The organism is Staphylococcus parequorum (genome assembly GCF_039237145.1).
In the GTDB taxonomy this organism is placed as follows: domain Bacteria; phylum Bacillota; class Bacilli; order Staphylococcales; family Staphylococcaceae; genus Staphylococcus; species Staphylococcus equorum_A.
Genome location: NZ_CP150682.1, coordinates 1823710 through 1836914 on the forward strand (window position 1 = coordinate 1823710; position 13205 = coordinate 1836914).

Below are 13205 nucleotides of genomic sequence, written 5' to 3' on the forward strand. Positions count from 1 at the left end.
ACCTCCTACATTAATATTTATGGATGTTCGTATTAAGTAGCATAGTTCTGATTATTCTAGAACCATAACTAACTTAGTAAAAGTGGAAATTGCATGAAATTAAGCTTTAGTCATTCAATTTTCTTAAAGCTGAAACGATTTCACGTTTCGAATCTTCAACTTCACTTGTCTGTTTAATTACTTTAGCAGGTGTACCTGCAACAACTGATCCAGCTGGCACATCTTGCGTTACGATTGCACCTGCAGCCACAATAGAGCCTTTACCAACACGAACACCTTCAAGAATAACTGCATTCGCACCAATAAGTACATCATCTTCGATTACTACTGGTGAAGCACTAGGTGGTTCAATGACACCAGCTAATACTGAGCCTGCACCAACATGTACATTTTTACCAGTAGTTGCACGGCCGCCAAGTGTTGCATTCATATCTACCATTGTACCTTCACCAACTACAGCACCAATATTAATTGTTGCGCCCATCATAATCACTGCGCCATCTTCAATAATAGCTTGTTCACGGATGAAAGCGCCTGGTTCAATACGTGCATTTGTGTTAGTTAAATCTTTTAATGGAATAGCCGAATTACGACGATCCATTTCAATTTCTATAGTTTCAATACTAGATTGATTCGCTTCATAAAATGTTTTCCATTCATCAGCTTCACAGAAAACAACTTTTGAATCAGGTGAACCAAACACTTTGAAACTATCAGGGAAGGTTACATTTTCAAAATTCCCATTAATATAAACCTTTAGGGGTGTAGATTTCTTTGCATCACTTATATATTTAATAATTTCTTCTGCCGTTAAATGTTGTACCATAATTTAATACGCTCCTTAGTTTTTATAGGTTATCAAATGTGTAATAATCATTTGCCTTATTGATTAATTTTTCTGCTGCACCGATTGCACCATTTGCAAAAATATCTTTTGACTGTGCTCGATGCGTAATCTCTATTGTCTCATCAGTACCAGCAAATAGCACGTCATGTTCTCCTACAATCGTGCCACCACGAATGGAATGGATACCAATTTCATCTTGTGTGCGTTTTTCAGTATGCTCATGTCTGTCATATACCGGTGTAGATTTTTCTCGCAAGTCATCAATCACATCATATAATTTTACTAATGTACCACTTGGCGCATCCACTTTTTTATTATGATGTGCTTCCGTAAGTTCAATGTCGAAATCTTGTAATAGGGGCACTGCTGCTTCTAAAATTTTTGTTAAAGCATGTACACCATAACTCATATTCGCACTGAAAAAGACTGGCATTTGATCACTTAATGCTTTAAGTTTATTGATTATTTCTTCTTTTTCACCAGTCGTTGCTATTACTAATGGTAAATTAAAGTCTTCATCCAATAATGGTAATAACAGTTCAGGGTTGGAGAAATCAATTGCAACATCTGCTTCTTTAGCATCTGCTATACGTTCAAAAGTAGGGTACGGGTAATCCTTGGTAGCATCTCGTACAATAACACCAATTATTTCATGTCCTTTTGCTTCAGCTAATCTTGCGACACGTTGGTTCATTGCACCATAGCCTATTAATACGATCTTCATACTTTGTCACCTACTTTAAATTGTTCATACGCTTTTTCTAATGTTCGACGGTCTTCATCTTCTAAAGTTACAAGTGGTAAACGCACCTCATAATTTCCGAAGCCTTCTACAGCTGTGAGTGCCTTCACTGGAATAGGATTCACATCAACCGCTAATGCATCTAACAATGTTTGAATCGGTTGGAATTGTTTTTCAATATCTTCTCCATTTTGTTTAGCATCATATAACGCTTGAAAAGATTTAGGAATCACGTTAGCTACTACTGAGATAACGCCATGTCCACCTTTATTAAAATACTCAACTACATTGTCGTCATTACCACTATAAAGTGTAAAGTCATTTAAGTTGATACGTGCTTTTACTTCTTCTAAATAATCAAAATCGTTGGTCGCATCTTTTAATGCAATAATATATTCATTCTTACTTAAAGTTTCAACAGTATCTGGTTCTATAGTCATATTTGTACGAGAAGGCACATTATATAATATGACTGGTAATTTAATCGCATCTGCTATTTTCGTAAAATGAGCAATTAAACCACGTTGATTCGTCTTATTATAGTAGGGTGTGATTAGCATAATTGCATCTGCACCAATTTCTTTAGCACGAACTGAAGCTTGAATTGATTTTTGTGTGTTATTCGTACCTGTACCAGCAATTACAGGAATGCGTCCATCTACATAATTTACGACTACTTCTAATATTTGATCTTTTTCGTCATCAGTTAATGCCGGATTCTCAGCTGTAGTACCATTTACAACAATCGATTTCACATCATTTTCAATTAAGTATTTCAAATGTCTTCTAAGTGCATCATAATCTACTTCATTGTGTGTAAAAGGTGTTGTTAGAGCGACACCTACGCCTTCAAAAATATGTCCCATATTATTTTACTCCTTTCAAGCTCATAACTTGTTCAAGTATTTGCACTGCATTCAATGCCGCACCTTTCAATAAGTTGTCAGAAGTACACCATACATGGAATGTATTATCTAATGTTTCATCACGGCGAATACGTCCTACAAATATTTCATCTCTGTCTGTAGAATTAATAGCTAACGGATATACATTATTTTGTGGATCATCTTCAAGTACCACACGGTCATCATTTTCAAATAATTCTTGAATTGCACATACTGTAGCTTCTTTTTCTAACGTTACACTCATGTGAACACTATGACTGTCTTGAACTGGCACACGTACACAAGTAGCTGTAACTTTCAATTCATCATCTTTTAAGATTTTACGTGTTTCGTCTATCATTTTTTGTTCTTCTTTTGTATACCCATCTTCAAGGAAAGTATCAATATGAGGTAATACATTATTATAAATAGGGTGTGGGTATGCTTCAGGTGCTTTACCATTTGCTCCCTCTGCTAAATCTTGTTTCCCTTTTACCCCAGAACCCGAAACTGCTTGGTATGTCGTATATGCAACACGTTTCAAACCAAATTCTTCTTGTAATGGTTTAAGTGGTACAACTGATTGTATTGTTGAGCAATTTGGATTTGCAATAATTTTTCTGTCTAATACAGGTTCGTTAACTTCTGGAACGATTAAGTCTACACCTTCAGTCATTCTCCATTGGCTTGAATTATCAATGACAATTGCACCCGCTTGTTCAAAAATAGGGGAGAAGTGTTCACTTGTACTTCCACCAGCACTCATTAATACATAATCAAATGATTCCTTAGCTGCTTCTTCTGTTAATTCTCTAACAGTATAGTTTTTACCTTGAAATTCAATGTTTTCACCTGCTGAGCGAGCTGAAGAGAACAACACTAACTCATCAAAGGCCACACCTTTGCGATCTATTGTTTCTAACATTTTTCTTCCTACTAAACCTGTTGCGCCTGCCAATGCTAATTTTGTCATATACCATACACTCCATTTTTATTATTTTAATAAATCTTAATTATATTCCGAAAATTCAGATATCAAAAGCTTGATAAAGGGTTCGAACAGCTCGTTCGCCATTCTCAGCATCTATCACACATGAAATACTTATTTCTGATGTTGTAGTTTGATAAAATGAAATATCGTTTTCAATTAAAGTAATGAATGCTTTTGATGCTACACCAGAAATATCACGCATACCAGAGCCAATTAAAGAGATTTTAACGTATGCTTCATTAATTTTGAAGTCTAATGCATTAAACTGTTCTTTTAAAGTTTCTAATATGGTTGAAATCTGAAAAGCATCTGTATCTTTAATAGTAAAGGACATTTGTAATCCTTCCAAGTTAATAATCTGAGAAATCATATCAACATTAACTGAACCTTCTTCCAATTGAGTAAAGAGCTCAGTAAGTAATCTATTATCTGGTAGGGGATAACTAATTGTAACGTGCATCATATGTGTATCTAACGCCACACCTGTGACTGCTTTTTTTTCTAATAATTCTGCTTGTGACATAATCCATGTTCCTTTCACATTTGATAAAGTTCTTCCTAAATAAAGCGGGATATGATAGTTGTTTGCTAATTCGACGCTTCTTGTTTCTAATACGCCTGCACCTAATGCACTCATTTCCATCATTTCTTCATAAGAAACGTATTCAAGTCGTTTTGCATCTTTATATAATCTTGGGTCTGTAGCATAGACACCATCGACATCGGTGTATATCTCACATGCCGTGTCATTACTTGCAGCTAAGGCAACAGCAGTAGTATCTGAACCACCTCGACCTAATGTCGTTACTTCAAGTGATTCATTAATGCCTTGAAAACCAGCAACTACTAAAACATCATTTTCTGTAAATGCGATTTCGAATGTATCAGGGTTAATTTCTGCTATTCGACTTTTTAAATGATGTCCAATTGTCTTAATACCCGCTTGATATCCGGTCATCGCTTTGGCGTTTACCCCGATATCATTTAAAACCATAGATAAGTAAGAAACTGTCTGTTGTTCACCGGTTGTTAATAATAGTGCAAGTTCTTGATCTTTAGGGCTTGTAGTTAATGCAGAGACATTAGCCATAAGCTCATCTGTGGTCTTGCCCATGGCGCTAACAACAACAATAAGTTGTTCACCTTGATTAACTCTCATTTTCAACATTTCCGCTATATTTTTTATTTTTGTAAAATCACTTACTGAAGAACCTCCAAATTTCAAAACACTTCTGTTCAATTCTATATCCTCCTCAATCAATAGGGGAGAATCACAGTATTAAAAAAAGAACAAGTTCGGGATGCGAACTTGTTCTATAATTTATATACAAGTGATGCACTCCATTATCTTACAATAATGACAGACTCTTAGCTCTTAACCATAAAGTCCAACGTGTTATAAGCTGCTATTATAACTATTTCGGCATCTCACCCTTTCAAAATTAGCTGCTAGCAGGCAGGTTCTTCTAATATTTACTAATGATTGATGCGCCTCATCAAAACCATATTTAATTTTTGTTTGTTTATGATTCATATTATACATATGCTTATATGTACTGTAAACCGCTTTTATCAAGTTTTTTAAATTTACTGAAAAATACAACATTATATTTATACATTTTACGTTATAAGTGTAAATATAATTAAATCTGTTTAATGACAATCACTTTTCTATATTTCCAATTTTTAAAACTCTTCATATGTTGCAGGGTCTTGACCTTTTAATCTACCATCTTTTTGAGATAAGTTGTTTATTTTTTCTACGTCTTCAACTTCTAAGTTAAAATCAAAAACATTTAGATTCTGAATTTGTCTCGTGATAGATGTAGATTTTGGAATTGGCACTACACCTAATTGAACGTGCCATCTTAATATAATTTGAGGTATTGTTTTATTATATTTTTCGGCAATTACAGCGATGTCTTTATCTTTTATTACTTCAGATGCACGACCCAATGGACTCCATGCTTCTGTAATAATTCCTTTTGTATTATTATACTCAACCATATCTTGTTGATTAAAGTACGGATGTAATTCAATCTGATTCACAGTAGGTAAGACACCAGTTTCTTTTTCTAATTTTTCTATATGTTCTGGTAAGAAATTACAAACACCAATAGATTTAATAAGTCCCGCTTTTTGAGCATCAATCATCGCTTGCCAAGCTTCAACATATTTATTATGTCTTGGGTTTGGCCAATGAATTAAATATAGATCAATATAATCAACATTTAATCGATAAATAGATTCTTGTATAGCTGTTAATGCTGCATCATAGTCTTGATAACGACCTGGTAATTTCGAAGTTACAATGATTTGATCTCTTGAAACATGACTTCTTTCAATTGCTTTACCCACTGTACCTTCATTTTCATAGTTATAAGCTGTATCTAATATTCTGTATCCTTGATTTAACGCATTAACGATTGCATGTACACCTTGCGCACCATTTAATTTATATGTACCGAAGCCGATTTGTGGTAAAAGTTGTCCATCAATCATATTTAAATTTTCCATTAAAATAACTCCTCCGTTCATTTGAATTAATTATGATTATATAATTCAAAAATTTATTTTGAAAGTAATTAGCCCAAACAGTGGGGCGCTTCACTCTAAATCAGATGAATAAAGCAAATGAAAAAGACATCTCTAATGCTGTAAAAGCATTAGAGATGTCCACATTTTAAGAGGAGTACACTACATATTAAATAGAATACGCTTCTTATTTATTGCGTTATATTTAAATCAATAACACATGGTTATTATTTTAATACACCAGTTTCTTCTAAATAAGCTCTATAAGTCGTTTCTTTAGAAAGACCACCAGTTGGATTTAAATCAATAACACGGTTTGCAATCGTATTGATGAATTCAAAGTCATAAGATGTAAAGATAATAGAACCTTTGAATGATTTCAAGCCATCATTGACTGCAGTAATACTTTCTAAGTCTAAATGGTTTGTAGGTTCATCCAGTAGTAACACGTTAGAACTTGATAACATCATTTTACTTAGCATACAACGTACTTTCTCTCCACCAGATAAGACACTCGCTTTTTTCTTAACTTCTTCACCGCTAAATAGCATACGTCCTAAGAAGCCACGTAAAAATGTCTCAGTTTGTTCGTCCTCAGGTGCGTATTGACGTAACCAGTCAACTAAGTTTGTATCTACACCTTCGAAGTAGAATGAGTTATCTTTAGGTAAGAAACTTTGAGAAGTTGTTACGCCCCATCTTACTGTACCTTCATCTGGTTCCATTTCACCAGCTAAGATTTTAAGTAATGTTGATTTAGCAAATTCACTATCACCAACTAATACAGCTTTATCGTTAGGATCCATAGAGAATGAAATATTATCTAATATTTTCACACCGTCGATTGTTTTAGAAACATTGTCGACATGTAATAAATCATTACCAATTTCACGTTCAGGTGTGAATTTCACAAAAGGATAACGACGAGAAGAAGGTTGAATATCATCAATCTCGATTTTTTCTAATTGCTTCTTACGACTTGTTGCTTGTTTTGATTTAGAGGCGTTTGCAGAGAAACGTGCCACGAAATCTTGTAATTCTTTAACTTTCTCTTCTTTTTTCTTGTTTTGATCTTGAGCCATTTTCATAGCAAGTTGACTTGATTGGTACCAGAAATCATAGTTACCAACAAACAATTTAATTTTCCCATAATCTAAGTCAGCAATATGCGTACAAACATTATTTAAAAAGTGTCTATCATGAGACACAACAATAACTGTATTTTCAAAATTAATTAAGAAATCTTCTAGCCAGCTTATTGCAGGGATATCTAAACCATTGGTAGGCTCATCTAGTAATAATACGTCAGGTTTACCAAAAAGACTTTGTGCTAATAACACTTTAACTTTTTGATTGTTTTCTAATTCAGACATTGTTTTATCTTGTAGGTCTGCTTTGATACCTAGACCAGAAAGTAGGGTACCCGCATCTGCTTCAGCATTCCAGCCGTCCATTTCAGCAAATTCGCCTTCTAGCTCTGCAGCTCTAATACCATCTTCATCGCTGAAGTCTGGTTTCATATAGATTTCATCTTTTTCTTTCATTACTTCATATAAACGTTCGTGTCCTTTAACAACAACATCAATCACACGTTCATCTTCAAATGCAAAGTGATCCTGTTTTAATACTGCTAAACGTTCGTCTTTACCCATAGAAACATGACCAGTTTGAGCATCTAATTCACCTGATAAAATCTTTAAGAACGTTGATTTACCTGCGCCATTAGCTCCTATTAATCCATAACAATTGCCATCTGTAAATTTAATATTTACATCTTCAAATAGTTTACGATCACCAAATCGTAAACTTACATCAGTAACTTGTAACATGCATTTACTCCTTTTCGTTATCCTTTTCGTTAATCTACCGGACAAATTATAACACACTTATCAACTTGTTTCGACCATTCTCGATGTAGTGATGCTAGTTTCTTCATAGCATGTTATAATAAATAAGAATAAATCTGTATGTACGAAGGAGAAAAGTATGGCCCAAGATGAAAAAGATATTGTAGGTTCTATAGAATTTCTTAAAGTTGTTGGATTAGAAGGCTCAACATATAAGTTAAAAGGACCAAACGGAGAAGAAGTTAAACTCAATCAATCCGAAATTAAAGATGAAGACGAATTAAATATAGGGGAAGAATATAGTTTCTTTATTTACCCAAATAGATCAGGTGCATTATTTGCTACGCAAAATATGCCTGACGTAACAACTGATAAATACGATTTTGTAAAAGTATTAAAAGTAGATCGTGATGGTGCGCATGTCGACGTAGGTTTACCAAGAGAAGTTTTAATACCTTGGGAAGATTTACCAAAAGTTAAATCAGTATGGCCAGTACAAGGTGATGAGTTATTCGTTACGTTACGTATTGATAGAGATAACAATATGTTCGCACGTTTAGCAACAGAAACAATAGTAGAACAAACATATAAATCTGTTTTCGACAATGAATTGAAAAATAAAATCATCGAAGCAAGACCATATCGTTTATTACGAATTGGCAGCTTCTTACTATCAAAAGAGGGTTATAAAATTTTTGTTCACGAAACAGAACGTAAAGAGGAACCACGTCTCGGTGAAAATGTAAAAGTGCGTATCATTGGTCAAAACGATAAAGGTGAATTGAATGGTTCATTTTTACCGCTAGCACACGAAAGACTTGATGATGATGGTCAAAACATCTTTGACTTGCTCGTAGAGTATGATGGGGAACTTCCTTTCTCAGACAAATCGAGTCCAGAAGCTATTAAAGAAATTTTCAATATGAGTAAAGGTTCATTCAAAAGAGCAATTGGACACTTATATAAGAACAAAATTATCACAATAGATTCTGGTAAAATTGCTTTAACTAAAAAAGGTTGGGAAAGAATAGAAAAGTAATTCCTTCTATTATAAAGTGATATTTTCATCTAACTTGTTTCATAATAATAATGTCCACAATTTTTAGAATGAATTGGACTTCAAAATACAGTTCTCAACAAATCAATCCTGAAACTACTATTTTTTATATAGTAGTTTCAGGATTTTTCTTTTTTATATTACAATTCCATAGTTGTTTGTAATATAAAATTCGACCAAAACGTTGTATTATCAATCTTTTCAAGTCACTCCTTTATTAATTCATAGTGTTTATAAACTTTGTAAATAGAAGCAACCTTAAATTAACAAAACATTTACAGTATCTATATTTGTATTTAATAAATTGTGTGTAATATAGGAACTGTAAGAAATACATATAACTTTTAAGGGTTATTTATTTATTAGGAGGATGTTTCAATGAAAAAATGGCAAGTATTTGGAACTACAGTAATTGGCTCTTCACTTTTATTAGGCGCTTGTGGCGGCGGAAATGCTGGTTCTGGTGGCGGCGAAGGCGAAGTTAAAGGCGACGGTTCATCAACAGTAGGTCCAATCATTGAAAAATTAAACGAAAAATTTGCTAAAGAAAATTCCGATGTTACAGTTTCATCTGGTACATCTGGTACTGGTGGCGGATTCGAAAAATTCATTTCAGGGAATACTGATTTTTCAAACGCATCTAGACCAATAAAAGATGAAGAGAAGAAAAAATTAGAAGATAAAGGTATCAAATATAATGAATTTGAAGTTGCAAAAGATGGCGTAACAATTGCAGTTAATAAAGAAAACGATTTTGTAAACGAATTAACTAAAGATCAATTGAAAGATATTTATTCTGGCGAAGCAAAATCATGGAAAGATGTTAATCCTGAATGGCCAGATAAAGAAATCAAATCATTTTCTCCAGACCAATCACATGGTACGTATGATTTCTTCACTGAAGAAGTTATGGATGACGGAGATATCAAAGCAGAGAAAAACGCTGATACAAACGTAATCGTTCAATCAGTTCAAAAAAATGAACAAGGTATTGGTTACTTCGGTTATAATTTCTTTGAAGAAAATAAAGATAAATTAAAAGCCGTTGAAATCAAAGATGATAGTGGTAAAGTTACTAAACCAACTAAAGAATCAATTCAAGATGGTTCATATGCTTTAAGTAGACCATTGTTCATTTATACAAACGAGAAAAAACTAAAAGAAAATGAAGGATTCCAAGATTTCATGAAATTTATCTTTGAAGACAAAGGTAAATCAGCTGAAGAAGCAGGATTTGTAGCTCTACCAGAAAAAGATTACACAAAACAACTAGATGAATTAAAAGAGATTACTGGTAAAGAAAGCAAAGACAAAGAAGAAGACAAATAACACATAGCTGTAAATCTTAAAGGTCGGGATTCTGTATTAGAAAACAAAGTGGCGATGGGAATAACGTCCACTTTGTTTCTCTATTTCTAAATATCCCAACCTTTTTTTAACAATTTCGGAGTCTATATGAAGGAAGGATATTAACATGGCGAATAAAAACCGCTCCGTAAGCGAAATGATTGAAAAAAACAACGCCAATAAAAATGGTGCAAGCGATAAAATTGTTCCTATTATTTTAGGTACAATAGCAATTTTTTCTATATTAGCGACAATCGGCATTGTAGTCACATTATTAACTGAAACAATTACGTTTTTCACACGTATTCCTATTACAGAATTTCTCTTTTCGATGGAATGGACACCATTCTCATCTGATCCTAAATTTGGAATTTGGCCATTAATATTAGGTACGTTGAAAATAACTGTAATAGCGACAATCGTAGCAGTGCCATTAGGTCTGGGTGCAGCACTTTACTTAAGTGAATATGCTTCGCCACGTGCTAAAAGTATTATCAAACCAATATTAGAAATATTATCTGGTATTCCAACAATCGTATTCGGTTTCTTTGCTCTAACATTTGTTACACCGTTAATACGTGGAATCTTTCCAGACATAGGTAGTTTCAACTCTATTAGTCCAGGTCTTGTAGTTGGTGTAATGATTATTCCATTAATATCAAGTATGAGTGAAGATGCAATGTCATCTGTACCAAACAAAATGCGAGAAGGTGCACTAGGTTTAGGTGCTACAAAATTTGAAGTAGCAACTAAAGTTATTTTACCAGCTGCAACTTCAGGTATTATGGCCTCAATTGTATTAGCAATTTCACGTGCAATTGGCGAAACTATGATCGTATCTCTTGCTGCAGGTAGTACACCGAGTGCATCACTTGATATAACAGGGTCTATCCAAACAATGACAGGTTATATCGTTCAAGTAGCAACAGGTGATGCAACATTTGGTACTGATACTTACTATAGTATTTATGCAGTAGGATTCACTTTATTCTTATTCACGTTAGTAATGAACTTGATTTCTCAATGGATTACGAAACGTTTCAGAGAGGAGTATTAATATGACTGAAACAAACAAAAACGTGCTCGTAGATCAACAAACAGTTGAAAAGAAACTCTCTGGAAGGTTAACGACAAATAATGTTAATAAATGGGCTTTCTTTGCCTGTACAATGGTTGGTCTGCTCGTATTAGCGGCATTACTCATTGATACACTTATAAAAGGTGCTGGACACTTAACTCCATCATTTTTCACTAATTTCTCATCATCAACGCCTTCTATGGCAGGGATTAAAGGTGCCTTTATCGGTACAATATGGTTAATGGTTACTATTATCCCGATAACAATTACTTTAGGTGTTGGTACTGCAATTTATTTAGAAGAATATGCTAAAGAAAATGCACTTACAAACTTTATTAAAGTGAGTATCTCAAACTTAGCTGGTGTACCTTCAGTCGTATTCGGTTTACTCGGTCTTACAATTTTCGTAAGAGGTATGGGTATCGATTCAATTGCACTTGGAAACTCCGTTTTAGCGGCTGCATTAACAATGTCATTACTTATCTTACCGGTAATCATTGTAGCTAGCCAAGAAGCTATAAGATCTGTACCTAGTTCTGTAAAAGAAGCTTCATACGGACTAGGTGCTAACAAATGGCAAACAATACGCCGTGTTGTGTTACCAGCGGCGATTCCTGGTATTTTGACAGGTTTCATCTTAGCACTATCTCGTGCATTAGGTGAGACAGCACCATTAATTTTAATTGGTATACCAACGATTTTATTACAGCTACCATCAACAATATTCGATCAATTCCAAGCGTTACCAATGTCAATTTATAGCTGGACAAAATTACCACAGGAAGAATTCCAAAACGTTGCATCGGCAGGAATTATCGTATTACTCGTTATATTACTATTAATGAATGCAATAGCGATATTCTTAAGAAATAAATATAGTAAAAAATACTAAATTTAAGACACGATAAATATTATTTAAAAAAGGCTAGTAAATGGGAATGTGCTAGGGTTTCAGTAAAACCTTAGCATCTAGCCTATAAAAAGGAGTTTTAATTATGAATAAACAAATTATAGATAATAACGATACGAACGATACAATAAAATCACATACCGACCGTAATGACTCACCAATAGCTACTATTGAACCAAACCATTCAGACAATAAAATTCCAGATAGCCAAAAGAAAATTGTCTATTCAACTAAAAATCTTGATTTATGGTATGGCGAAAATCATGCATTAAAAAACATTAACTTAGATATCTTAGAAAATAATGTAACAGCGATTATTGGGCCATCAGGGTGTGGTAAATCAACATACATTAAAGCATTAAATCGTATGGTTGAACTTGTACCATCTGTTAAAACTGCTGGTAAAATCATGTACCGTGATAAAAATATTTTCGATAATAAATATTCAGTTGAAAAATTGAGAACAAATGTAGGGATGGTATTCCAACAACCAAACCCATTTCCTAAATCAATTTATGATAATATCACTTATGGTCCTAAAATCCATGGTATTAAAAACAAAAAAGTCTTAGATGAAATTGTTGAAAAATCTTTACGTGGCGCTGCAATTTGGGATGAATTAAAAGATGACTTAGACAAAAACGCTTATAGTTTATCAGGTGGACAACAACAACGTGTTTGTATTGCGCGTACATTAGCTATCGAACCAGATGTTATATTAATGGATGAGCCAACGTCAGCTTTAGATCCAATATCAACATTAAAAATAGAAGAACTTGTTCAAGAACTTAAAGAACAATATTCAATCGTCATTGTTACGCATAATATGCAACAAGCTGCTCGTGTTTCTGATAAAACTGCTTTCTTCCTTAACGGCTATGTTAATGAATACGACGACACTGATAAGATCTTCTCTAATCCTGCAGATAAGCAAACTGAAGATTATATCTCAGGTCGCTTCGGTTAA

The 13205-nt window shown here is 33.7% G+C and carries 12 protein-coding genes and 1 riboswitch; of the genes, 5 read left to right on the plus strand and 7 right to left on the minus strand.

The features are described 5' to 3' along the window. Positions 1-106: 106 nt before the first annotated feature. From dapD to AAA453_RS08885, 7 genes are all read right to left on the minus strand, one after another. Entirely contained in the window at positions 107-826 is a 720-nt protein-coding gene (gene dapD, locus AAA453_RS08855) for a 2,3,4,5-tetrahydropyridine-2,6-dicarboxylate N-acetyltransferase (RefSeq protein ID WP_427704467.1), read from the minus strand. Positions 827-848: 22 nt separating this feature from the next. Then, on the minus strand, positions 849-1571 hold the full coding sequence (gene dapB / locus AAA453_RS08860) for a 4-hydroxy-tetrahydrodipicolinate reductase (protein ID WP_046465307.1): 723 nt from the start codon (positions 1569-1571) through the stop codon (positions 849-851). Then, positions 1568-2455 carry a 4-hydroxy-tetrahydrodipicolinate synthase gene (dapA, locus tag AAA453_RS08865; RefSeq protein ID WP_285323909.1) on the minus strand — a complete coding sequence of 296 codons (888 nt, stop codon included), beginning with the start codon at positions 2453-2455 and terminating at the stop codon, positions 1568-1570. The genes dapB and dapA overlap by 4 nt, the downstream gene beginning before the upstream one ends. A gap of 1 nt (position 2456) precedes the next feature. Beyond that, positions 2457-3446 (minus strand): aspartate-semialdehyde dehydrogenase, encoded by a 990-nt coding sequence (locus tag AAA453_RS08870; RefSeq protein ID WP_427704468.1) that lies wholly within the window; start codon positions 3444-3446, stop codon positions 2457-2459. Positions 3447-3501: 55 nt separating this feature from the next. Beyond that, on the minus strand, positions 3502-4704 hold the full coding sequence (locus AAA453_RS08875; RefSeq protein ID WP_427704469.1) for an aspartate kinase: 1203 nt from the start codon (positions 4702-4704) through the stop codon (positions 3502-3504). 86 nt (positions 4705-4790) lie between these two features. Then, positions 4791-4969: riboswitch (Lysine riboswitch) on the minus strand. Between the two features lie 181 nt (positions 4970-5150). Beyond that, complete coding sequence (locus AAA453_RS08880) at positions 5151-5981, minus strand: aldo/keto reductase (protein WP_427704470.1); 831 nt, start codon at positions 5979-5981, stop codon at positions 5151-5153. A 245-nt stretch (positions 5982-6226) separates the two neighbouring features. After that, the gene (locus tag AAA453_RS08885; protein WP_069815671.1) at positions 6227-7828 is read right to left on the minus strand and encodes an ABC-F family ATP-binding cassette domain-containing protein; all 1602 of its coding nucleotides are present in this window, start codon (positions 7826-7828) and stop codon (positions 6227-6229) included. A gap of 157 nt (positions 7829-7985) precedes the next feature. Between AAA453_RS08885 and AAA453_RS08890 the strand changes: the two genes are divergently transcribed. The 5 genes from AAA453_RS08890 to pstB all read left to right on the plus strand — a co-directional run bounded on the left by AAA453_RS08890 (position 7986) and on the right by pstB (position 13205). Beyond that, positions 7986-8885 (plus strand): CvfB family protein, encoded by a 900-nt coding sequence (locus AAA453_RS08890; RefSeq protein ID WP_046465301.1) that lies wholly within the window; start codon positions 7986-7988, stop codon positions 8883-8885. Positions 8886-9281: 396 nt separating this feature from the next. Further along, the gene (locus AAA453_RS08895) at positions 9282-10232 is read left to right on the plus strand and encodes a PstS family phosphate ABC transporter substrate-binding protein (protein ID WP_046465300.1); all 951 of its coding nucleotides are present in this window, start codon (positions 9282-9284) and stop codon (positions 10230-10232) included. A 145-nt stretch (positions 10233-10377) separates the two neighbouring features. Continuing rightward, positions 10378-11307 (plus strand): phosphate ABC transporter permease subunit PstC, encoded by a 930-nt coding sequence (gene pstC / locus AAA453_RS08900; protein WP_046465299.1) that lies wholly within the window; start codon positions 10378-10380, stop codon positions 11305-11307. A gap of 1 nt (position 11308) precedes the next feature. Continuing rightward, the gene (gene pstA, locus AAA453_RS08905; protein ID WP_427704471.1) at positions 11309-12220 is read left to right on the plus strand and encodes a phosphate ABC transporter permease PstA; all 912 of its coding nucleotides are present in this window, start codon (positions 11309-11311) and stop codon (positions 12218-12220) included. Between the two features lie 103 nt (positions 12221-12323). Next, positions 12324-13205 (plus strand): phosphate ABC transporter ATP-binding protein PstB, encoded by an 882-nt coding sequence (pstB, locus tag AAA453_RS08910; RefSeq protein ID WP_427704473.1) that lies wholly within the window; start codon positions 12324-12326, stop codon positions 13203-13205.